Annotated in this window: 20 protein-coding genes and 1 pseudogene; 8 read left to right on the top strand and 13 right to left on the bottom strand. The window is 71.6% G+C overall.

Annotation, left to right across the window (positions count from 1 at the left end):
* Positions 1 to 13 precede the first annotated feature (13 nt).
* Together Sfulv_RS07370 and map are read right to left on the bottom strand one after the other, a co-directional pair.
* A complete protein-coding gene (locus Sfulv_RS07370; protein ID WP_256669235.1) occupies positions 14 to 334 on the bottom strand; it encodes a biliverdin-producing heme oxygenase in 321 nt (106 codons plus the stop codon).
* Between the two features lie 12 nt (positions 335 to 346).
* Entirely contained in the window at positions 347 to 1,204 is an 858-nt protein-coding gene (map, locus tag Sfulv_RS07365) for a type I methionyl aminopeptidase (protein WP_173312946.1), read from the bottom strand.
* 57 nt (positions 1,205 to 1,261) lie between these two features.
* On the opposite strand from map, the gene Sfulv_RS07360 reads away from it, so the two are divergent.
* A complete protein-coding gene (locus Sfulv_RS07360) occupies positions 1,262 to 1,492 on the top strand; it encodes a hypothetical protein (protein ID WP_173312945.1) in 231 nt (76 codons plus the stop codon).
* A gap of 40 nt (positions 1,493 to 1,532) precedes the next feature.
* Here the strand turns inward: Sfulv_RS07360 and Sfulv_RS07355 are convergent, their stop codons facing one another.
* Positions 1,533 to 2,831, bottom strand: a complete 1,299-nt coding sequence (locus tag Sfulv_RS07355) for an MFS transporter (protein ID WP_173312944.1) — start codon at positions 2,829 to 2,831, stop codon at positions 1,533 to 1,535.
* A gap of 43 nt (positions 2,832 to 2,874) precedes the next feature.
* The gene (locus Sfulv_RS07350; RefSeq protein ID WP_173312943.1) at positions 2,875 to 3,477 is read right to left on the bottom strand and encodes a hypothetical protein; all 603 of its coding nucleotides are present in this window, start codon (positions 3,475 to 3,477) and stop codon (positions 2,875 to 2,877) included.
* Positions 3,478 to 3,618: 141 nt separating this feature from the next.
* Here Sfulv_RS07350 and npdG point away from each other — a divergent pair, with 141 nt between their 5' ends.
* Together npdG and Sfulv_RS07340 are read left to right on the top strand one after the other, a co-directional pair.
* Positions 3,619 to 4,329: an NADPH-dependent F420 reductase gene (gene npdG, locus Sfulv_RS07345; RefSeq protein ID WP_173312942.1), complete on the top strand. Its 711-nt coding sequence runs from the start codon at positions 3,619 to 3,621 to the stop codon at positions 4,327 to 4,329.
* A gap of 140 nt (positions 4,330 to 4,469) precedes the next feature.
* Positions 4,470 to 4,652 carry a hypothetical protein gene (locus Sfulv_RS07340; protein WP_173312941.1) on the top strand — a complete coding sequence of 61 codons (183 nt, stop codon included), beginning with the start codon at positions 4,470 to 4,472 and terminating at the stop codon, positions 4,650 to 4,652.
* Here Sfulv_RS07340 and Sfulv_RS07335 read toward each other — a convergent pair.
* Positions 4,649 to 5,470: a site-2 protease family protein gene (locus tag Sfulv_RS07335; RefSeq protein ID WP_173312940.1), complete on the bottom strand. Its 822-nt coding sequence runs from the start codon at positions 5,468 to 5,470 to the stop codon at positions 4,649 to 4,651. The genes Sfulv_RS07340 and Sfulv_RS07335 overlap by 4 nt on opposite strands.
* A 182-nt stretch (positions 5,471 to 5,652) precedes the next feature.
* On the opposite strand from Sfulv_RS07335, the pseudogene Sfulv_RS07330 reads away from it, so the two are divergent.
* A pseudogene (locus Sfulv_RS07330) lies at positions 5,653 to 9,004 on the top strand (ATP-binding protein).
* A 93-nt stretch (positions 9,005 to 9,097) separates the two neighbouring features.
* On the opposite strand, the gene Sfulv_RS07325 reads toward Sfulv_RS07330, so the two are convergent.
* From Sfulv_RS07325 to panB, 3 genes are all read right to left on the bottom strand, one after another.
* On the bottom strand, positions 9,098 to 9,946 hold the full coding sequence (locus tag Sfulv_RS07325; protein ID WP_173312939.1) for an ABC transporter permease: 849 nt from the start codon (positions 9,944 to 9,946) through the stop codon (positions 9,098 to 9,100).
* On the bottom strand, positions 9,943 to 10,965 hold the full coding sequence (locus tag Sfulv_RS07320; RefSeq protein WP_371874643.1) for an ATP-binding cassette domain-containing protein: 1,023 nt from the start codon (positions 10,963 to 10,965) through the stop codon (positions 9,943 to 9,945). Before Sfulv_RS07320 ends, Sfulv_RS07325 begins: the two co-directional genes overlap by 4 nt.
* A 121-nt stretch (positions 10,966 to 11,086) precedes the next feature.
* Positions 11,087 to 11,971, bottom strand: coding sequence for a 3-methyl-2-oxobutanoate hydroxymethyltransferase (gene panB / locus Sfulv_RS07315; protein ID WP_173312937.1), 885 nt, complete (start codon positions 11,969 to 11,971; stop codon positions 11,087 to 11,089).
* A gap of 330 nt (positions 11,972 to 12,301) precedes the next feature.
* Between panB and Sfulv_RS07310 the strand changes: the two genes are divergently transcribed.
* The gene (locus Sfulv_RS07310) at positions 12,302 to 13,324 is read left to right on the top strand and encodes an endonuclease/exonuclease/phosphatase family protein (RefSeq protein WP_173312936.1); all 1,023 of its coding nucleotides are present in this window, start codon (positions 12,302 to 12,304) and stop codon (positions 13,322 to 13,324) included.
* Positions 13,325 to 13,474: 150 nt separating this feature from the next.
* Positions 13,475 to 14,707 carry an MFS transporter gene (locus Sfulv_RS07305; protein WP_173312935.1) on the top strand — a complete coding sequence of 411 codons (1,233 nt, stop codon included), beginning with the start codon at positions 13,475 to 13,477 and terminating at the stop codon, positions 14,705 to 14,707.
* 208 nt (positions 14,708 to 14,915) lie between these two features.
* Here the strand turns inward: Sfulv_RS07305 and Sfulv_RS07300 are convergent, their stop codons facing one another.
* From Sfulv_RS07300 to Sfulv_RS07290, 3 genes are all read right to left on the bottom strand, one after another.
* Positions 14,916 to 15,341 (bottom strand): CBS domain-containing protein, encoded by a 426-nt coding sequence (locus Sfulv_RS07300; RefSeq protein ID WP_173312934.1) that lies wholly within the window; start codon positions 15,339 to 15,341, stop codon positions 14,916 to 14,918.
* 120 nt (positions 15,342 to 15,461) lie between these two features.
* Positions 15,462 to 16,223, bottom strand: coding sequence for a DUF305 domain-containing protein (locus Sfulv_RS07295; protein ID WP_246353456.1), 762 nt, complete (start codon positions 16,221 to 16,223; stop codon positions 15,462 to 15,464).
* Positions 16,224 to 16,303: 80 nt separating this feature from the next.
* A complete protein-coding gene (locus tag Sfulv_RS07290; protein WP_173312932.1) occupies positions 16,304 to 16,981 on the bottom strand; it encodes a thioredoxin-like domain-containing protein in 678 nt (225 codons plus the stop codon).
* A 253-nt stretch (positions 16,982 to 17,234) separates the two neighbouring features.
* Here Sfulv_RS07290 and glnA2 point away from each other — a divergent pair, with 253 nt between their 5' ends.
* The gene (gene glnA2, locus Sfulv_RS07285; RefSeq protein WP_173312931.1) at positions 17,235 to 18,596 is read left to right on the top strand and encodes a gamma-glutamylpolyamine synthetase GlnA2; all 1,362 of its coding nucleotides are present in this window, start codon (positions 17,235 to 17,237) and stop codon (positions 18,594 to 18,596) included.
* A gap of 7 nt (positions 18,597 to 18,603) precedes the next feature.
* On the opposite strand, the gene Sfulv_RS07280 is transcribed toward glnA2, so the two are convergent.
* Both Sfulv_RS07280 and Sfulv_RS07275 read right to left on the bottom strand, forming a co-directional pair.
* Positions 18,604 to 19,290 (bottom strand): hypothetical protein, encoded by a 687-nt coding sequence (locus Sfulv_RS07280; RefSeq protein ID WP_173312930.1) that lies wholly within the window; start codon positions 19,288 to 19,290, stop codon positions 18,604 to 18,606.
* Between the two features lie 352 nt (positions 19,291 to 19,642).
* On the bottom strand, positions 19,643 to 20,233 hold the full coding sequence (locus Sfulv_RS07275; protein ID WP_173312929.1) for an acyl-CoA-like ligand-binding transcription factor: 591 nt from the start codon (positions 20,231 to 20,233) through the stop codon (positions 19,643 to 19,645).
* Between the two features lie 162 nt (positions 20,234 to 20,395).
* On the opposite strand from Sfulv_RS07275, the gene Sfulv_RS07270 reads away from it, so the two are divergent.
* Complete coding sequence (locus Sfulv_RS07270) at positions 20,396 to 21,895, top strand: MDR family MFS transporter (RefSeq protein WP_173317653.1); 1,500 nt, start codon at positions 20,396 to 20,398, stop codon at positions 21,893 to 21,895.
* Positions 21,896 to 22,045: the final 150 nt, after the last annotated feature.

Genomic DNA, 22,045 nt, shown 5'->3' with positions numbered 1-22,045 from the left:
CCGGCCGGGCGCGTCACGCGCTGAGCGGGGACGCCTCGCCCAGCTCCCTGAAGACGGCGGTGTTCAGCGCGAAGGCGCGCCTGCACTCGTCGATGATCCGCTGCTTCTCCAAGTCGTCGGCGTTCACCGCGTCCAGGAGCCCACGGTGACCCCGCTTGAACGCGCCCGGGTCGTTCCGCAGGAGCTCGGCACCGTCCTCCAGTGCCCGGTAGACGAACCACAGCTGCTCGGTGCAGCGCGTGCAGGCGTCGACCCCCAGGCGTCCGCCGAGCAGATCACCCATGAACGTCGATGTCTCGGCCTCGGTGTGCTGCTGGTGCGAGGCCGTGCGGATCGGCGTGGAGGACTACGGAAGAGTAAGGATCTCCGCCCCGGTGTCGGTCACCACGAGCGTGTGCTCGAACTGCGCGCTCCGCTTGCGGTCCTTGGTCACCACGGTCCAGCCGTCGTCCCACATGTCGTGCTCATGGGTGCCCAGCGTCAGCATCGGCTCGATCGTGAACGTCATCCCGGGCTGCATCACCGTGGTGGCGTGCGGGCTGTCGTAGTGGGGGACGATGAGACCGGAGTGGAACGAGGAGTTGATCCCGTGCCCGGTGAAGTCCCGCACCACCCCGTAACCGAAGCGCTTCGCGTACGACTCGATGACCCGGCCGATCACGTTGATCTGCCGCCCCGGCCGGACCGCCTTGATGGCCCGGTTCAGTGCCTCCCGGGTGCGCTCGACGAGCAGCCGCGACTCCTCGTCGACATCCCCGCACAGATACGTGGCGTTGTTGTCGCCGTGCACCCCGTTGATGTACGCGGTGACGTCGAGGTTCACGATGTCGCCGTCGCGCAGCACGGTGGAGTCCGGGATGCCGTGACAGATGACCTCGTTGAGCGAGGAGCAGAGCGACTTGGGGAAGCCCCGGTAACCGAGCGTCGAGGGGTACGCGCCGTGATCCACCATGAAGTCGTGGGCGACCCGGTCGAGCTCGTCGGTGGTGACGCCCGGAGCGATGTGCTTCGCGGCCTCCTCCATCGCCCGGGCGGCGATACGGCCCGCGATCCGCATCCGTTCGACGGTCTCGGCGTCCTGGATCTCGGGCCCGGTGTAGGGCGCCGGAGCCGGCCTGCCCACATACTCGGGGCGCCGGATGTTTCCGGGGACGGAACGAATGGGAGTGATCTCCCCTGGTACGAGCAGCGACTGGCCAGACATGCCAGCGAGTCTAACCAGCGGTCCGCGGGCAGCATGTCCGTGAGGAAAGGAAATGGGATGGCCCTGTTCAAGAAGCGCACGGCCGGCAAGCCGGGCGAGTGGTACTACTGCCTGGAGCACAAGAAGGTCGAGGAAGGCCCCGAGTGCCCGGCCAAGGACCGGTTCGGCCCTTATACGACGCCGGAGGAGGCACGTCTCGCCATGGAGACCGCCCAGGAACGGAACCTGGAGTGGGAGACCGATCCGAAGTGGCACGACAAGCCGGCCCCAGGGACCCCCGGCGACTGACCGGACGCGCCCCCCGCACCCGCGGCCCCCGGCCGCTTGCTCAGGCGCCGGAGGGGTCCGGGTGCCGCGCGCGGCGTCTGGCCGCGTCCTCGTCCGTCTCGGAGTCGTACGACAGGAGCTTCGGGAGCGCCGCCGTCAGCAGGGCGACCGACGCGACGCACGCGACCCCGCCGGTCCAGACCGCCGGGCGCGTCCCCGTCCAGCCCGCCATCGCACCGGCCCTGACCTGCCCGAGCTGCGGGCCGACGCTGTACGAGAGCACCTCGATGCCCGCCAGCCGGCCCCGCAGCTCCTCCGGAATGGTCTGGTTCCAGATCGTCTCCCGGCCCAGGCCGCTGAGCATGTCGCCCGCGCCCGCCACCGCCAGGCACACGAGTACCGCCCACACCTCGCCGAACCAGCCGGCCCCGGCGATCGCCAGGCCCCAGACCGCCGCGCCGGACACCACGAACAGTCCGTGCCTGCGTACGCGCGAGGTCCAGCCGCTGGTCAGCCCCAGCAGCAGGGAGCCGACCGAGCCCGCCGCGTACATCAGGCCGAGCGACCACTCCGCGTCCAGCTCGTCCGCCAGGAAGGGGAAGACCGCGTTCGGGAAGGCGAAGAACATCGCCGCCATGTCGACCGCGTACGTCCCCAGGAGCACCGGCCTGCTCCACGCGTACCGCGCGCCCTCGGCTATGCCGCGCAGTGACGGCTTGGGCGCGTCATGGGCCGGCGGCGCCGGGCTGAGCCGCAGGCAGAGCACGACGGAGACGGCGAAGGTGACGACCGTGACGGCGTACGCCGTGGCGTGCCCGGCCCAGGCCACCACCAGCCCCGCCAGCGCCGGGCCCGCGATCGCGCCGACCTGCCAGCGCAGCGAGTTCAGCGCCGCCGCCGCGGTCTGCTGGCCGTGCGGCACGATCCGGGCGATCAGTGAGTCCAGCGCGGGCCGTTGCAGTCCCGCCAGCGCGGCGACCCCGGCGGCCACCGCGTAGAGCGGCCAGAGCGCCGGATCAGGCATCAGCGCGTTCACCAGCAGGATCATGGCGAGCAGCCCGAGCCCCGCCTCCGTACCCAGGATGACCTTGCGGCGGTCCGCCGCGTCGGCCAGCGCCCCGCCGTACAGCCCGAACACGACCAGCGGCACCAGCTCCACGGCGCCCATCGCGCCTACGGCCAGCGGCGAGCCGGTGAGGTGCTTGATCTGGAGCGGCAGCGCGATCAGCGCCATGAAGCTGCCGAAGTAGGTGATCAGACCCTGGCTCCAGAGCAGCCGGAAATCGGCCGATGACCGCCAGGGCGAGAGATCGGGGAGCAGCGCGGCGAGTCTGGACCGCCGGGGGATCGGAGACGTCACGAGGGGCCATGCTCCGGCCGCCCGCGCACCCGGCGCAAGCGGTTTACCAGCGGGCGGGCGGTGGTGCGGTCAGCTGGTCGGCCAGCCGGGAGAGCCGGTCGCGGAACGAGCGGCGACCGTGCGCCGCGGGCCGGCTGTTCTCCCCGGCCGCCGCGCTCACCAGGTGCTGGACGGTGTCGAGGTCCACGTCGTCCTCCCCGGTGACCGAGAGCGTCTCATGGGCCAGCCCCCGTACCTCCGGGTCGCCGCCGTCCAGGGCCAGCACCGTCGCCCCGGCCCGCCGCGCGTCGTGCACCCGCTCCAGCAGTCCGCCGTCCGGCCGCTCGGGAGCCACCAGAAGCAGCGTCTCACCCCGCCTGGCCGCTTCGATCCGGCCCAGTCCCACGGCCAGATGCGCCGGATCACCCGCCTCGACCCGGTGCCGCACCAGCGTCGGCCGCAGCTCCGGCAGCCCCGACCAGGCGGACTCGTCGATCAGATGCGCGGTCAGATGCCACGGCTCGTACCCCTCGGTCCCCACGAGCAGCAGACCGCCGCCGTGCGGGACCACGCAGGAGCGGAGCGTGCCGGCGAAACGCCGGGTCGCCGCGGGCCACTCGGTCCCGGCGAGCACTTCACGCAGCAGAGCGACACGTACGGCGTCCATGGTCCGGCATGATGCCCCAAGGCCCGTCGCCGCGCCCGGTGTTGACCACGAACCCACCCGAAGGTGAACGGCGTCCGGACACCCCGGGGACCGGGGCGGAACACAGGGGGCCACGCCCTGCCTGGCAGTAGTGTCGGGGCCATGACTACCCATGACAGCGGCAACGCGCCCAAGCCCCCCGCCAAGGACCCCTGGGACCTCCCCGACGTCTCCGGCCTGACCGTAGGTGTGCTCGGCGGGACCGGCCCGCAAGGCCGCGGCCTCGCCTACCGCCTGGCCCGCGCCGGCCAGAAGGTGATCATCGGCTCGCGGGACGCCGGACGGGCCGGGACGGCCGCCGCCGAGCTCGGACTCGGCGTCGAGGGCGCCGACAACGCCGACTGCGCGCGGCGCAGCGACATCGTGATCGTCGCCGTGCCGTGGGACGGCCACGCCAAGACTCTGGAGTCCCTGCGCGAGGAGCTGGCCGGCAAGCTCGTCATCGACTGCGTCAACCCGCTCGGCTTCGACAAGAAGGGCGCCTACGCCCTCAAGCCCGAGGAGGGCAGCGCCGCCGAGCAGGCCGCCGCCCTGCTGCCTGACTCCCGGGTCACGGCGGCCTTCCACCACCTCTCGGCGGTGCTGCTCCAGGACACGGCGATCGAGGAGATCGACACCGATGTGATGGTCCTGGGCGAGGCCCGCGCCGACACCGACATCGTGCAGGCGCTGGCGGGCCGGGTCCCCGGCATGCGCGGGATCTTCGCGGGCCGGCTGCGCAACGCGCACCAGGTCGAGTCGCTGGTCGCCAACCTGATCTCGGTCAACCGCCGCTACAAGGCGCACGCGGGCCTGCGTACCACCGACGTCTGACGGGGTTCCGGGCCGGCCCCCGCGGGCGGCCCCGGACCGCGGGGACTTTGCGCCGGGCCGGTCCCGGACCGGGCGGCGGACGGAATCGGGCATGAGGGACACTGGACGGGATCGCGCACAAGCCCCGGACAGGAGCCCCCATGCCCCGCCTCGCCCTCTACGCCCTCGTCGTCTGCGCACTCGCCGTCGCCGCAGCCGTGGTCTCCTTCGTCCAGGGCAGCTGGCTCGGGATCGTCTGGGTGCTGCTGGCCGGGCTCTCCTCCAACCTGGCGTGGTTCCACCTGCGCCAGTCCCGCGCTGCGGCGGCCCGCGACACTCCCTAGGGGGTGTCCTGGCGGCCCAGCGAACAGACCGGGTTCTGCTCGCCCCACCACTCCTGCCAGAAACGGTAGGAGTCCTGCCCGCAGTACGACTCGATCTCGCTGACACCGAGCCCGCGCAGCAGCGCGTCGACGGCGTCGAAGAAGGCGATGTTGACCTCGGGGATCCACAGGACGCCGAAGACCGCGATCAGCCCGAACGGAGCGAACGGCTCGACCTGGCGGCGGATGCGGTACGGGAGCCAGGGCTCGATCACCCCGTAACCGTCGAGCCCGGGCACCGGCGCGAAGTTCAGGATCGCCGCCGTGATCTGGAGCAGCGCCAGGAACGCCAGCGCGTCCCGGAAGGCGGTCGGCACCCCGTCCAGGGCGTCCAGCCAGAACGGCGCCGTGCAGACGACCGCGAACATCACGTTGGTCAGCGGCCCGGCCGCGGAGATCAGGCTGTGCCGCCAGCGGCCCGTGATCCGGCCCCGCTCGATGTAGACCGCGCCGCCCGGCAGCCCGATCCCGCCCATGATCACGAAGAGCACCGGCAGCACGATGCTCAGCAGGGCGTGCGTGTACTTCAGCGGGTTGAGCGTGAGGTAGCCCTTCGCCCCGATCGAGACGTCACCGCTGTGCAGCGCGGTGCGGGCGTGGGCGTACTCGTGCAGGCAGAGGGAGACGATCCAGGCCGCCGTGACGAACAGGAAGACCGCGAAGCCCGCCTGCGCGGCGAAGTCCGTCCACACCGCCCAGCCCGAGACGGCCATGACGGCGACGATCGCCAGGAAGACCGGGCTGATCCTCCGGTCGCTGCGGGTGGCTGCGGTGGTCATCGGTGGGACTCCTGGTGGCTTGACGGAATGCGGCGAGCCCCGACAGTACGGCGCGACACGTCCGCAACGAGCGGCGCGGGGGCGCCGGTTCCGCGCACCAGGGCGTCGGGTCGCGCGCCGCGCGGACGCGGGACGGCACGGGCGCGGTGCGGCGGCCGGCGGTGTTCACGGACAATGGGCGGGTGCGCTACAGCATCCTCGGAACCACCAGGGCCCTTCGCCCCGACGGTACGGCCGTCGCCCTCGGCGGGGCGCGGTTGCGTGCCCTGCTGACCGTCCTGGCCCTGCGCCCGGGCCGCACCGTGGGGGCCGCCGCGCTCGTCGACGAGGTGTGGGACGGCGATCCGCCGGCGGACGCGGTGGGCGCCCTCCAGGCTCTCGTGGCGCGGCTCAGACGGGTGCTCGGCCGGGCGGCGGTGGAGTCCGCCGAGGGCGGCTACCGGCTCGCCGCCCACGCGGACGACGTGGACCTGCACCGATTCGAGCGGCTGGCGGGGAGGGGACGCGGGCGTTCGCCGAGGGGGACGCCGAGCGGGCCGTGGCCGCCCTCGACGACGCCCTCGCCCTGTGGCGCGAACCCGTGCTCGCCGATCTGCCCGACCGCGCCGGCCCCGTGGCCGGGCTGGAGGCGCGGCGGCTGGAGGCCCGCCGTACCCGGCTCGCCGCCGTCCTGGCCCTCGGCCGGCCGGAAGAGGCACTGCCCGAGCTCACCGCTCTCGCGGCCGCCCACCCGATCGACGAACCCCTCCAGGCGTTGCGCATCCAGGCGCTGCGCGACGCGGGCCGTACGGCGCAGGCACTCGCGGCATACGAGGAGGTCCGCCTCGTACTCGCGGACCGGCTGGGGGCCGTACCCGGCCCCGGACTCCGCGACCTGCACACGGGACTGCTCCGGCTGGACCGGCCCGCGCCCGCACCGCCCCCGCCCGCCGACGCGCTCCGCGCCCCCGCCGCGCCGCCCCGCGGGAACCTGCGGGCCCGGCTCACCAGCTTCGTCGGACGGGAGAGCGACATCGCAGCCCTGCGCGAGGACCTGGCACGGGCCCGCCTGGTCACCCTCCTCGGCCCCGGCGGGGCCGGCAAGACGCGGCTGTCCCAGGAGGTCGCCGAGACGCTCGCCGGTACCTGGCCTGACGGTGTGTGGCTGGCGGAGCTGGCCCCCGTCGACGACCCCGACAGCGTGGCCGAAGCCGTGCTCGGCGCGCTCGGAGCCCGGGAGACCGTGCTCAGGGGCGCGGGCGCGGAGGAGTTGCGGGCCGCCGAACGGCACGCGGGCGATCCGCTCGTACGGCTCACCGAGCACTGCTCCCGGCGCAGGATGCTGCTGCTCCTGGACAACTGCGAGCATGTGATCGACGCGGCTGCCGCGCTCGCCGACCACCTCCTCGCCCACTGCCCGGCCCTCACGGTCCTGGCGACGAGCCGTGAACCCCTCGGCGTTCCGGGGGAGTTCGTACGTCCCGTCGGACCGCTGCCCGACCCGATGGCGCTGCGGCTGCTCGCCGAACGGGGCGCCGCCGCGAGCCCCGGGTTCCGGATCGACGCCGACGCGGCGACGGCGGCGGCCGTCGCGGAGATCTGCCAACGGCTCGACGGACTGCCGCTCGCCATCGAACTCGCCGCCGCCCGGCTGCGGATGCTCGGCCCCCGCCAGATCGCCGACCGGCTCGACGACCGCTTCCGGCTGCTCACCAACGGCAGCCGTACCGTGCTGCCGCGCCAGCAGACCTTGCGGGCCGTGGTCGACTGGTCCTGGGACCTGCTGGACGCGCCCGAGCGCGCGGTGCTGCGCCGGCTGTCCGTCTTCGCGGGCGGCTGCGCGCTCGACGCCGCCGAGGACGTCTGCTCCGTCGCCGCCGCGGACCTGCCGGCCGGGGCCGGCTCGGGCGGCGCAGTCGACGCCCGCGACGTCGCCGCCCTGCTGGGTCTCCTTGTCGACAAGTCCCTGGTGGTCGCGGCCCCCGGCGACGACGGCGAGATGCGCTACCGGCTCCTGGAGACCGTCGGTGAGTACGCCGGGGAGCGGCTGGACGAGGCGGGGGAGCGGGCGGCCGTCGAGCGGCGGCACCTCGTGTACTTCCGGGAGCTGGCCCGTACCACCGAACCGGGACTGCGCGGCGGGGCCCAGCGGGAGGCGATCGACCGGTTCCGGCGCGAGTACGAGAACCTGCGCACCGCGCTGCGGCACGCCGTCGCAGCCGGGGACGAGCAGGAGGTCCTCTGCTTCGTCCTCTCCCTGTCCTGGTACTGGATGATGCGCGATCTGCGTCTCGACGCCCGGCACTGGGCGGACGCCGCCGCCGCCCTCGGCCCGGACCCGTTCGCCCCGCCGGGCAGCCCGGCGCCCTCGCTCATGGAGCGGTGCACCGACCGGCCGCCCCCTGGGACCCGGAGCAGCTCCAGGAAGCGCGGCGGGGGGCGCGGCTGATCCAGCTGGTCAACATGGACCACCACCTGGACGTGTGGATGAGCGAGGAGAGCCAGGCACGCCTGCGGGTGATCGTCGGCACGTACCGGGTGGGCCAGCCGCAGACCTGCCGGACCCCCGGCTCCCTGTGGCTGTACGCGATCCTGCTCACCGGCGAGACCGGCCAGCTGCGCGAGCTGGTCGACGAGACGGTGCGGGCCTGCCGGGAGTTCGGTTACGAGTGGGAGCTGGCGTCCGCGCTCCAGATGCGGGCCAACGTGCTGGCCAACCACCCCGAGTGGGCGGGCGAGGCCCGGGTGGACGCCGACGAGAGCCTGGAGATCTTCCTCCGGCTCGGCGACACCTGGGGCGCCGCGGAATCGCTCTCCTCCCGGGGCGAGGCCCATGAGCGCGGCGGCGACTTCACCCGTGCCGCCGAGGACTACCGGGCCGCCATCGGCCACGCCGAACAGCTCGGCGCCCGCGCCCAGGTGACGGTGTTGCGCGCGCGGTACGCGGGCGCCATCACCGAGACCGGCCGCGGCGAGGAGGCCGAGCGCATCCTGTGGGAGATCATCGCGGCCGGACCGCAGCCGGGGTACGACGCGATGCCCGTGGCGCGCATGCAGCTCGGCGTCAGGCTCGGGCGGACCGGCCGGCTCGCCGAGGCCCGCGAACAGCTCGACCTGCTGCGCGACGAGTTCCGCTCGGAGACGGTCGCGATATTCGACGGCTTCGTGCTCGGGAGGCTCGCCTGGCTGGACAACATCGAAGGCGACCACGTGACGGCTCTGGACCGGTCGCTGCGCGCGGTGGAGCGGTCCAGGGAGCGGCTGTCGATGATGGTGGCCCCGCACATGACCTCCACGCACCTGATCGAGGTCGCCTGGGCGCTGGGCGGCCTCGGCGGCCCGGTGGCCGGCGCGGACGCGGCGCGGGTGCTGGGTGTGCGGGAGGCACTGTCCCCCAAGGGGCACGTGCTGACGTCGTTGGAGCGGGAGAGCCTGGCCCGGGCGGCGGAGATCGTCCGGAGTGCGATCGGCGAGGCGGCCTTCACGGCGGCGTACGCCGAGGGCGGTGACCTTACCCTGGAGGAGGTCACCGCCCTGGCCGACGCGCATCGGTAGACGCCCATCGACAGACGCCGGGACCACGCCCGCCCGCGCGTCCGGCCCGCGCGTTCCGCCCGCGTGCGGAACGTCAGGTCCCGGTACGCGGCATCAGGTCTTCCTGCGGAACTTGGCGACCGCGAGCGGCGCCGTCACGGCGGTGATGACGACGACCCAGCCGAGCGTCATCCACACCGAGTCGGCGACGGGCCCGCCCATCATCAGCCCGCGCACGGCATCCGCCAGATTGGACAGCGGGTTGTAGTCGGTGAACGTCTGGAGCCAGCCGGGCATCGTCTGCGGCGGGGCGAAGATGGATGAGCCGAACTGAAGCGGCATCAGCACCAGGAACCCGGTCCCCTGAACCGCCTGGGCCGTCTTCATGGTCAGCCCGAGCAGGATGAAGATCCACATGATGGCGGCGGAGAAGGTCGCCGACAGTGCTATCGCCGCGAGGAGCCCGAGCACCGAGGTCCCCAGCTCCATGCCGAGCGCGAAACCCATGCAGAGCAGGATGAAGGTGGCGACCAGCATCCGGCCCAGCTCGACCACGATCTTCGCGATGAGAACGGAGGATCGGGCGATCGGCATCGTACGGAACCGGTCCATGACGCCCTTGCGGAAGTCGTCGTTGACCCCCGTGCCGACCGCCGACGCGATGTTCATCCCCATCATGGCCATCAGGCCGGGGACCAGGTAGTTGAGGTACTCCTGCCGGCCGCCGCCCATGCTGCCGCCGACGGACCCGCCGAAGACGTACACGAAGAGCAGCGTGAAGACGATCGGCATCAGGAGCACGTCGAACATCGACTCCGGATCCTTCTTGATCTGGAGCAGATTGCGCCGCGCCAGGGCGCTGATGTGCCGCAGATTGCCGCGCAGCCCGATCCGCCCCTCGTCGGCCGGGGCCTTCGCCGGGGCGGAGCCGGTGGGGGTGGGTGTCAGAGTCGCCGTGCTCATGCCGCGACCTCCTCGGGTGTCGTGTCGGTCGTGTGCGAGCTCTTCTCACCGGTGATGGCGAGGAACACCTCGTCCAGGCTGGGCAGCGCGGTCGCGACGTGCGCGAGGGAGAAGCCCCGGGTGCCGAGAAGGCCGATCACGGCGGTCAGCTGTTCGTCGCTGAGGATCGGCACGTACAGGAGTCCTTCGTCCGGGACGGCCTGCGCGCCCGCGGTCCCGTCGAGGCCCGCCTCCCTGATCGCCTGCGCCATGGCGGCCAGCTGACCGGGGTCGGACGGCCTGATGTGCAGGGTCCGTCCGCCGACCTTCGCCTTCAGCTCGTCGACCCCGCCGCGGGCGATGATCTTTCCCTTGTCGATGACCGTGAGCTCGTCGGCGAGCTGCTCGGCCTCCTCCATGTACTGGGTGGTGAGCAGGACGGTCGCTCCTTCGGCGACCATGCGCCGCACCTCGTCCCAGACCTCGTTGCGCGTACGGGGGTCGAGCCCGGTGGTCGGCTCGTCCAGGTAGAGGACGGACGGGCTGCCGATCATGGAGGCGGCCAGGTCCAGCCTGCGCCGCATGCCGCCGGAGTAGTCCATGGCGGGGCGCCTGGCCGCCTCGGTGAGCGAGAACCGCTCCAGCAGCTCGTCGGCGCGTGCGCGGGCGGACTTGCGGGGCAGGTCGAGCAGCCGCCCGATCATGTAGAGGTTCTCCCAGCCGGAGAGCTTCTCGTCGACCGAGGCGTACTGGCCGGTCAGGCCGATGGTGCGGCGCAGCTGCCGGGGCTGCCTCACCACGTCGAAACCGGCGACGACGGCGTGTCCGGCGTCCGGTATGACCAGGGTGGAGAGGATGCGTACGAGCGTGGTCTTGCCCGCGCCGTTGGGGCCGAGCACGCCCAGGACGGTGCCCTCGCGCACGTCGAGGTCCACCCCGTCGAGCGCCTTCGTCTCCCCGTAGTGCTTGACCAGGCCCCGCACCTCTACGGCGGTCCCGCCGCGCCTGGACTTCTTGTCGATTCGCGTCATGGGTCCCATAGGACCATCCGCCACTGACAACGCACCGATATTTTCCCGACAGCGGGCCGACGACGGGCGACAGCCCGCCGGAGGGGGAAGCCGGCGGGCTGTCGGTGGTGCGGGAGATGGTCCGTGCGGATCAGTGGAACGTGTGCTCCGGCTGCGGGAACGTTCCGCCGACGACCTCGTCCGCGAACTCCTTCGCGGCGTCGCCGAGCACCTTGCGCAGGTTCGCGTACTGCTTGGTGAAGCGCGGCACCTTACCGCCGGTCAGCCCGACCATGTCGGTGTAGACGAGCACCTGGGCGGTGGTGGCGGGCCCGGCGCCGATGCCGATGGTCGGGATGTGCAGCGTGCGGGTGACCTCGGCGGCCAGTTCGGCCGGTACGAGCTCCAGGACGACGGCGAACGCCCCGGCGTCCTGCACCGATTTGGCGTCGCGCAGCAACTGCTGGGCGGACTCCTCGCTGCGGCCCTGCACCCGGTATCCCATGGCGTGGACGGACTGCGGGGTCAGGCCGATGTGGCCCATGACGGGGATGCCGGACTCCACCAGGAGGCGGATCTGCTCGTGGGACCGCTCGCCGCCCTCCAGCTTGACCGCGCCGACACCCGCTTCCTTGACCAGCCGCGTGGCGTTGCGAAGGGCCTGCACAGGCCCTTCCTGGTACGAGCCGAAGGGCAGGTCGGCGACGATCAGGGCGCGCTCGGTGCCCCGGACGACGGCGGCGGACAGCATGGCCATCTGGTCCATCGTGACGGGCACGGTGGTCTCGTAGCCGAGGTGGCAGTTGCCCATGGAGTCACCGACGAGCATCACCGGGATGCCGGCCTCGTCGAACACGGACGCGGTCATCGCGTCGTAGGCGGTGAGCATGGGCCACTTCTCCCCGCGCTCTGTCGCGGCGGCGATGTCGTGGACGGTGATGCGGCGCGTGGACTTTCCTCCGTACAGCGCCTTGCTGCTGCCGGAGGGTCCCGCGGGGGGAGTGGCGGACTGGTCGTGCGCAGCCTGAAGCGACATTGCCAACGGCTCCTTCGTCATCTCGAGGCGCCCTGACGGCGTCCCCGGATCTCCTCCATGGTGGCACCCCGCGCCGCTTCCCGTGAAGTGGCCCCGCACCGGGCCTTCCCCGGGCGCTCCGTAACCGCAGGTCACAGCGGCGCGCCGAAGGCAGGGACGAGTGTGATCGTTCTGTCACAAGGGCCCCGGCCGTGCCCCGGGCGGAACCCGCACCGCCGCCCCGGTCGTCCTGTAGGGGGTAGGGCCGTCACCGACGGCAGGAAAGCGCCGCTCATCGCCTAGGGTCGTGGGGCGCGGTGATGTGTAGGGCAAGGCAGTGAGGACAGCGCGATGGTGCAGGCGTACGAAGCGGACACCGGCAACGGCAGCGTGGAGCCGCCCCGGACCGGGAGCCGCTTCCAGATCCTGCGCGACAGATGGCTGTCGGACCGGGGGATCTGGCGGCGCGGAATCGTCCTGGCGGCCTGCTCGGTCCTCATCACCCTCCTGATGGTCTTCCACGCGCAGATCCCGAACCGGATCGGCAACCTGGGCAGCCTCACCGAGACGTTCCTGCCGTGGCTCGTGGTCTTCGTCCCCTTGCTGCTGGTCCTGGGGCTCGTACGGCGCTCCGCGACCGCGCTGGTGGCGCTGCTGCTGCCGGTCGTGGTCTGGCTCAACCTCTTCGGCGGCCTCCTCACCGACAAGTCCGGCGGGGGCGGCGACCTCACCGTCGCCACCCACAACGTCAACGCGGGCAACCCGGACCCCGCGGGCACCGCGCAGCAGGTGGCGGGCTCCGGAGCGGACGTGGTGGCCCTCCAGGAACTGCCGAGCGGCCAGGTGCCCACGTACGAGAAGTCGCTCGCCGCCCGCTATCCGTACCACTCGGTGCAGGGCACCGTCGGGCTGTGGAGCAAGTACCCGATCAGCGGCACCCGTCCCGTGGACATCAAGATGGGCTGGACCCGGGCGATGCGCACCACGGTCGCCGCGCCGGAGGGCAGGATCGCGGTGTACGTGGCCCATCTGCCGTCCGTTCGGGTGAAGGTGAAGGCCGGGTTCACGGCCAACCAGCGGGACAACAGCGCCGACGCCCTCGGCGAGGCGATCGCGGACGAACCGCTGCGCCGCGTCTTCCTGCTCGGTGACCTCAACGGCACGATGAACGACCGCTCACTGAACGCGGTCACCTCGCAGATGCGCTCCACCCAGGGCGCGGCGGGCGACGGGTTCGGCTTCAGCTGGCCGGCCTCGTCCCCGATGGCCCGGATCGACCAGATCATGGTGAAGGGCGTCGAACCCCTGTCGTCGTGGACGCTGCCCGCGACGGACAGCGACCATCTTCCGATCGCCGCCCGCGTCGGACTCTGACGCAACGGTCCGTTCACCTGCGGGCATAAAACGTCTGCGACACTTTGTTCCGGGAACATACTTATTTCCGGACCGGACCGGCCGTGCCCCGCTGCCCGGTCCCGTGCGCCCGCGCCCTCCGCCCTGCCCCGCCCCGAAAGGTCCCTCACCATGCCCCTGGCCCTGCTCGCGCTGGCTGTGAGCGCCTTCGGCATCGGAACGACAGAGTTCGTGATGATGGGCCTGCTGCCCAATGTCGCCGACGATCTGGGAACGTCCGTGCCCACCGCCGGCTACCTCGTCTCGGCGTACGCGATCGGCGTCGTACTCGGCGCCCCGCTCCTCACCGGCCTCGGCTCCCGCATCCCGCGCAAGCGGATGCTCCTGCTGCTGATGGCCCTCTTCACCATCGGCAACCTGGCCTCCGCGCTCGCCCCCGACTTCGGCTGGCTGCTCGCGGGCCGGCTGCTGGCCGGGCTGCCGCACGGCGCGTTCTTCGGCGTCGGCGCGGTCGTCGCCGCCACCCTGGTGGCGGAGGGGCGCAGGGCACGGGCGGTCGCGACGATGTTCCTGGGCCTCACTGTGGCCAACATCGTCGGCGTACCGGCGGCCACCCTGCTCGGCCAGCACCTCGGATGGCGGGCGACCTTCCTGGTCGTCGCGGTGATCGGCCTGGGCGCGATGGCGGCGCTCGCCCGCCTCGTCCCGCGCATCCCGCTGGACGCCCGGCAGAACGTCCGCCGCGAGATGCGGGCACTCGGCGACCGGCAGGTGCTCCTCGGACTGCTGACCGCGGTCTTCGGTTTCGCCGGCGTCTTCGCCGTCTACTCCTACCTGTCGGCCATGACGACCGAGGCGATGGGCTTCGGCGAGTCCTCGGTGACGGTGGTGCTGGCGCTGTTCGGCATCGGCATGACCCTGGGCGCGCTCGCGGCCGGACCGCTCACGGACCGCGCCCTGCGGCCCACGCTGTACGGGTCGCTGGCGGCGCTCGCCGTCGTCCTGGTCGTCTTCCCGTTCACCGTGCACGTGCAGTGGGCGGCGCTCGTGATGGTCGTGCTGCTGGGCGGGGTCGGCTTCATGACGACCACACCGCTGCAGATGCTCGTCATGAACAAGGCCAAGGACGCGCCCACGCTCGCGTCCGCCTCCAACCACTCGGCGTTCAACCTCGCCAACGCGGGCGGCGCGTGGCTGGGCGGCGTGGCGATCGCGGCCGGCTGGGGCTGGACCTCACCGGCACTCGTGGGCGCGGTGCTGGCGGTGGTGGGCCTGGCGATCGCGGTGACGGCGGGATTCCTGGACCGCGACCGCACGCCGGGTGCGTCGAGGGTGGTGGCGGCGGGAGAGGCACACCCGAGGCCCAGTGCATCGGAATCCGAGGCCCGGGCGGTAGCGCACTGACGGCGACGCATCTCCGGCGTTCGCGGACGCAGCGGTGCGCCGGACGCGGGTTCCGGGCGCGTCCGGCGCCGCCGCTCGCACTGAGTGTGTCCACCGTCCGCGACGTCCGCACCACGAGCGCGTCGTCGAACCCCGCCGCCGGGCGTACAGCCGTGGCCCGGCACCCCCTTCGCCAGGGGTGCCGGGCCACGGCGGTCAGGGGGAAGCGTCAGCCCCGTGAGTACACCTTCTCCACCCATCCGGCGATCTGCTCGTCGGAGAGGTGATGCGCCAGGTCGGCCTCGCTGATCATGCCGATCAGCTTCTTGTTCTCGACCACCGGAAGCCGGCGGATCCGGTGCTCCTGCATCTCCCGCAGCACCGCGTCGACTCCCGCGTCCGCGTCGATCCAGCGCGGCGTCCCCTGGGCGAGCTCGCCCGCGGTCACCTTCGACGGGTCGTGGCCCATCGCCACACAGCCGACGACGATGTCCCGGTCGGTGAGGATGCCGACCATGCGGTCCTGTTCACCGTTGGCCGAGATGGGCAGCGCGCCCACCTGGTGGTCGCGCATCATCTGCGCGGCGCGGTCGAGCGTTTCGTGAGCCGGAATCCACTGGGCCCCGGTGTGCATGATGTCTTTGGCGGTCGTCATGAAGGATTTCCTCCTGCGTGCCGGTGAGCACCGGCGTACGGCCCCGAGCGCACCCATCGTCGAGGGGGCGCCCGGGGCCGCGCGACCGCTGCCACCCGTTCGGGTGGGCGGCCGTACGGCTCAGGAGCGGGGCTTCGCCCCTCTGGCCCTCAGCATGTCGGCCATGAGGTCCAGCTCCGACCGCTGGGCGTCGACCATGCCCTGGGCGAGCCGCTTCTCGACCTTCACCGTGCACCGGGCGACACAGCCGCGGGCCATGCCGACCCCGCCCTTGTGGTGGTCCGTCATCAGCTGGAGGTAGAGGATCTCCGCCTGCCTGCCGTCCGCCGCGCGGAGCCGGCCGAGCTCGGCCCTGGTGGCCATGCCGGGCATGAAGGCCCCGTCGTGGGCGGTGAAACCGGTGCCTTCCTCATCCGCCGAGCCATCCGCCGAGTGGCCTGCCTGCCCGGAGTGGCCTGAGTGGCCGCCCTGGCCGTCGGCCATCCAGTGCATCGGCGGCTGTCCGTCGGGGGCGGTCTTGGGCAGCTCCCACAGATCCAGCCACCCCAGCAGCATGCCCCGCTGGTTGGCCTGGGTGTTGGCGATGTCGTACGCCAGACGCCGTACGTCCTCGTCCCGCGTACGGTCGCGCACGATGAAGGACATCTCCACGGCCTGCTGGTGGTGGACGGCCATGTCGCGCGCGAAGCCCGCGTCGGCGGACCGCGCCGAGGGCGCCGACACCACGCCGGCCCCGTCGCCGGACCGGCCGCCCGGCCCGTCGCCCCGCGCGGAGGCGACGGTCGCCGCCCCCGCGAACAGCAGGGCGAGGGCGACGGCGGAACCCGCCACCCACCGTGTGCGCCGCGTGCGCCGAGCGCTCTCGACCGCCTCCGTGTCCATCGGGCCCGTTAGGTCCACCTGGCCCGTCAGCCCTGTCCGGCCGTCCGCCTCGTCCGTGGCGGCGCCGGGGTCCCTCGTCATCAGGCGGCCCCGATCCCGCCCGTGCAGGGCGCGCCGGGCTCGGGAGTCTGCGCGCCCTGGACGTACTTCGCGAAGAACTGGGCCACCCGCCGGTCATCCGCGCCGTCCACCGTGAGCTGCTTGCCCCAGGCGCTCAGCATGATCGTCCCGGCCTGGTCCTCGTACGGGCTCATCAGCGAGAACGGAGTGCTCCCCACCCGGCGCGCGAGCTCGCGCACATCGGCGTCTGCGGCCTTGCCGTTGTACGTCACCCAGACCGCACCGTGTTCGAGGGAGTGCACGGCGTTGACATCGCGTACGGCCTTCTCGTATACGACGCCGTCGCAGTTCAGCCACGCCTGGTTGTGGTCACCGCCGACCGGAGGCTTCATGGCGTACGCGACCTCGCCTGCGACGTGGTTGCGGGTCAGCTTCTCCGGGTCCCAGGACTTCTCGCCCCTGACGGGTTCGGCGACCAGGGCCGCCGGGTCCGCCCCGGGCTGCTTGCCGTCCTGCGCCGCCGCGTCCGGCCGCTGCTCCTTCGCCTCGGACCTGTCCAGCACGAGGTACGAGCCGACGCCGGCCAGACCGGCGACCACCAGGGCGCTCAGCGCTATGGCGACGACCCGGTTGCCGCGATCGCGCGCGCGGTCGGCGTCGTGCGTCTGCTCGGTGGGGGTCGTGTGGTCGAAGCTCATGGCGCCCAGTCCTTCTGCGAAGGGGAGAGGAGGGGGGAACAGGTCCTGAAGCGGTCCTGAACCGGGCGCGCGGAGGGCAGCTGCGAGACCGCGGACCCCCTTGCACGCCTTGGCCGCCGATCGTAGTGGGTGGCCGAGTGCTCTCTCTCACACCGAGTGCGTAATCTGGGTGAAATCCCGGGTCGTGATACTGGAGATCCTCCCCTACCCCGGGCGGTGGTGCACGGACCGTCTGAACTGCAAGGATGTGGCTATGGACAAGCAGCAGGAATTCGTCCTCAGGACGCTTGAGGAGCGCGACATCCGCTTCGTACGGCTGTGGTTCACCGATGTCCTCGGGTTCCTCAAGTCCGTCGCCGTCGCTCCGGCCGAGCTGGAGCAGGCGTTCGACGAGGGCATCGGCTTCGACGGCTCCGCCATCGAAGGTTTCGCCCGTGTGTATGAATCGGACATGATCGCCAAGCCCGACCCCGGCACGTTCCAGATCCTGCCCTGGCGTGCGGAGGCGCCCGGCACGGCCCGGATGTTCTGCGACATCCTCATGCCCGACGGCTCACCGTCCTTCGCCGACCCGCGCTACGTGCTCAAGCGCATCCTGGCCAAGACCTCCGACCTGGGCTTCACCTTCTACACCCACCCGGAGATCGAGTTCTTCCTGCTGAAGAACAAGCCGCTCGACGGCACGAGGCCCACGCCCGCCGACAACTCCGGGTATTTCGACCACACCCCGCAGAACGTGGGCATGGACTTCCGCCGCCAGGCGATCACCATGCTCGAGTCGATGGGCATCTCGGTGGAGTTCAGCCACCACGAGGGCGCGCCGGGCCAGCAGGAGATCGACCTGCGGTACGCGGACGCGCTCTCCACCGCCGACAACATCATGACCTTCCGCCTGGTCATGAAGCAGGTGGCGCTTGAGCAGGGCGTGCAGGCGACCTTCATGCCGAAACCGTTCTCCGACTACCCGGGCTCGGGCATGCACACCCACCTCTCCCTCTTCGAGGGCGACCGCAACGCGTTCTACGAGTCGGGCGCCGAGTACCAGCTCTCCAAGGTCGGCCGCTCCTTCATCGCCGGCCTGCTGAAGCACGCCGCCGAGATCTCCGCGGTCACCAACCAGTGGGTCAACTCCTACAAGCGCATCTGGGGCGGCTCCTCCCGCGCGGCGGGCGCCGGCGGCGAGGCACCCTCGTACATCTGCTGGGGCCACAACAACCGCTCCGCCCTGATCCGCGTGCCCATGTACAAGCCCGGCAAGACCGGCTCGGCCCGCGTCGAGGTCCGCTCCATCGACTCGGGCGCCAACCCCTACCTGACGTACGCGGTACTGCTCGCCGCGGGCCTCAAGGGCATAGAGGAGGGCTACGAACTCCCGGCCGGCGCCGACGACGACGTCTGGGCCCTCTCCGACGCCGAGCGCCGCGCGATGGGCATCGAGCCGCTCCCGCAGAACCTCGGCGAGGCGATCTCCCTCATGGAGAAGAGCGAACTGGTCGCCGAGACGCTCGGCGAGCACGTCTTCGACTTCTTCCTCCGCAACAAGAAGCAGGAGTGGGAGGAGTACCGCAGCGAGGTCACGGCCTTCGAGCTGAAGAACCTGCTGCCGGTGCTGTAACCGCAGGTCAGCAGGTGGGGGCCGGGGTCGCTTCGGTGGCTTTCGGTCCCCAGGGCACGTGGCGCAGGACGCCGGGCTTCGCGGGCCCGCGTGCCTTGTCGTCCTTCGCCTCGTCCCCGGTCACGGGGGCGGGCGCCACCCGGAGCGTGAGGCCCCTGGCGTTCACCGCGACGAGTTCGCCGCAGACCGGTCCTGCCGGGGTCCGTACGGTCACGAGCGGGGTGGACGGCTTCTTCTCCTCCGCGGCCGGTGCCGTCCAGGTGAGCAGGACGGCCGCCACGACCGCGATGACGCCGCCGGCCGTCGCCCGGCAGACGAAGCGGATGTGGCCCACGATCCGCCGGCGCTCCCGCGTCTCCCAGTCGATCAGGCTCCTGGGGTCCGGGTACTCCAGGACGTCCCCCGGCTTCCCGTGCGCCGCCGACACCGCTGCGAACGCGGCGGCCAGCAGGCTCGCGAAGGCGAGCATCAGAAGCGTGATCACCGCCACCCGGTAACCCGTGGTGAGCTCGGTGACGTTGTCACGGCCCTTCAGGATCAGGACCGCGGTCAGCAGGCCCGTGGCCAGAGTGAGGAAGTTGCGCCACCCCTCGGCCTGCCGGCGCGCGATGTCCAGCTGCGCGTCCACCATCTCCTGGAGCCGGTCAGCCGCACGGTCCAGCTGGTCCGTCGTGTACCGGCCCTCCGTGCTCACGGGCCGGCCGGGGGGCGTACCGCGATCCAGGAGAGACCGCAGCCGCCCTTCCCCAGGGCGTCGTGGGGATGCGGGTACGCGCACCGGCACACCATGTACATCTCCTCCGGGCCCACACGGCCGGGTTTAGCCGGGGACCGGGGCCCTTGGTGGCGCCGACCTGGACGTCGGTCGGAGGCTGGTAATCCGTCTCGCCCTCGCAGCGCGGGCAGTTGCCCCGGACGGTCAGACTCCTTCCGGTGAACTCCCAGGTGAAGCCGGTGACTTGCGTGGAGTGCGCGCGACGCAGATAGGGCTCCGCGTCCTTGTGGTTCGACACAGGCCGATTATGTCAGGAGAGCACGCCCGTCCGTCAGTTGAAGTCCCGGGCCATCTCGTCGAGGATCTCGCCGATCAGGACGCCCGGGGCGCCCGCCAGGTCCTCCTCGATCCACATCCGCATCGCGATGCGGAGCGAGGACAGGAACGCGGCGGCCATCACCTGCGGCCGTACGGCCCCGTGCCCGGGGCCCGCGCGCAGGGTCACCGCCTCGGCCAGGTCCCGCTCCATCGCCGCGTGGTTGGCGAGCTGCCGGGCGAGCAGTGAGGGGTGCCGCAGGGCCAGCCTGGTGCGGACGGCCCATTCGCGTTCAGGCGGCTCGACGCCTGCCGAGAACTGCGCCATCGCGGCGCGCAGCGCGGGCCAGGCGGGCTCGTCGGCGGGCCGCTCGCGTACCGCCCTGACCAGGGCGGCCATCTGCTGCTCCTCGCCGTAGAGGAGGGCGTCCTCCTTGCTCGCGAAGTAGTTCGAGAACGTTCTGCGGGAGATGCCGGCGGTGTCCGCGACGGCCTCGACCGTCACGTGGTCGAAGCCGTGCTCGACGGTCAGGCGCAGCGTGGCCTCGTGCACGGCCCGGCGGGTGGCTTCCTTCTTGCGTTCCCGCAGTCCAACAGAGCTCTCCATGTCTCCATTATCAACGGAACGCTTCTTGCTCGATGGGCATACTTGCTCATCGAGCAAAATTGCCCAGTGTGCATGTATGGTGAACCCTTCCCGTCCCTCGCAGACACCTTCCGGAGGTTGCGCGTGAGCGCAGAAACGGCCGCGCCGACCCGCGTCGCGCCCATGGAGCACCGCGACGTCCTGCGGGCCCTGAGCGGTCTGCTGATCGTGCTCTTCGTGGCGATGACCAGCAGCACCGTGGTCTCCGTCGCCCTGCCGCAGATCATCGGCTCGCTGAACGGCACGCAGTCGCAGTACACCTGGGTCATCACCGCGATGCTGCTCACCTCCACGGCCTCCACCCCGGTCTGGGGCAAGCTGGCCGACCTGTTCAGCAAGAAGCTGCTGCTCCAGATAGCCATCGGCATCTTCGTCGTCTCGTCGGTCGCCTGCGGATTCGCCCGGTCCACCGAGCAGTTGATCGCCTTCCGGGCCCTTCAGGGCATCGGCATGGGCGCCCTCCAGGTGCTCGTGCAGGTCATCATCGCCGCGATGATCAGCCCCAAGGAGCGCGGCAGGTACAACGGCTACCTCGGCGGTGTCATGGCCGTCTCCACCGTCGGAGGACCGCTGCTCGGCGGCTTCATCACGGACACCTCGTGGCTCGGCTGGCGCTGGTGCTTCTTCATCGCCGTACCGTTCACGCTGCTCGCCTCCGTCATGCTCGCCCGCACCCTGCACCTCACCGAAGTGCGCCGCCCCGACGTCAAGGTCGACTACCTCGGTGCCACTCTCATCGCGGCCGGTGTCAGCCTGCTCCTGCTCTGGGTCACCTTCGTCGGCACCGACTTCGACTGGATCTCCTGGCAGACGCTCGCCATGGTCGGCGCGGCCGCCGTGATCCTGGCGGCGGCCGTCGTGGTGGAAGGCCGCGTCAGGGAACCGGTCGTCCCGCTCGACGTCGTACGCCGCCGGGACCCCGCCCTCGCCATCATCGCGAGCCTCGCGGTCGGCATGGCGATGTTCGGAGGGGCGGTCTTCCTCGGCCAGTACTTCCAGATCGGCCGCGGCTACTCACCGACCGAGGCCGGCCTGCTGACCATCCCGCTGATGGCCGGTGTCCTGGTGTCCTCGACCGTGGCCGGGCGCCTGGTCTCCAGGACCGGCGAGGTCAAGCCGTACATCGTCGCCGGAGTGGTCGTCCTGACCCTGGGCTTCCTCGGTCTGTCCACGATCGACCACGAGACCTCCCTGGTCATCGTGTCCCTGGGGATGGCGGCGGTCGGCGCCGGCGTCGGGATGTCCATGCAGAACCTCGTCCTGGTCCTCCAGAACACGGTCCCGCTCAGCGAACTCGGCGCGGCCAGCGGCGCGATCACCTTCTTCCGGTCCCTCGGCGGCACCATCGGCGTCTCGGTGCTCGGCGCGGTGCTCGCCCACCAGGTGGCCACGGAGATCGCCGCGGGGCTCACGAAGCAAGGTATCGACCCGGCCGCCTCGTCCACCGGCGGCTCGACCCTGAACGTGGCGGCCATGCCGCCGGGGGTCCAGGAGGTCGTACGGGCCGCGTACGGGGACGCGACCGGCCACATCTTCCTGATCGCGGCGGCGATCGCCGTGGTCGGAGTGGTCGCCTCGCTGTTCCTGACCCCGACGAAGCTGCGCGACAGCGTGGACCTCTGACGCCGGCCCCTGCACCCCAGGACCCGGGCCTACGCGCGGGCCCTGGGGTAAGGTGATTTCCTCCCCACGCGGGGACGTACTCAGGAGGTGAGCCCCATTACCGCTGTACCAGACGGGGTGCTCCCTTCCGTGGACCGCGTGATCGGCCCG

This window comes from Streptomyces fulvorobeus, from assembly GCF_013167895.1.
Taxonomy (GTDB): Bacteria; Actinomycetota; Actinomycetes; order Streptomycetales; family Streptomycetaceae; genus Streptomyces; species Streptomyces fulvorobeus.
Note: the sequence above shows the minus strand (reverse complement) of the source record. Positions and strands in the feature narration are given on the sequence as shown.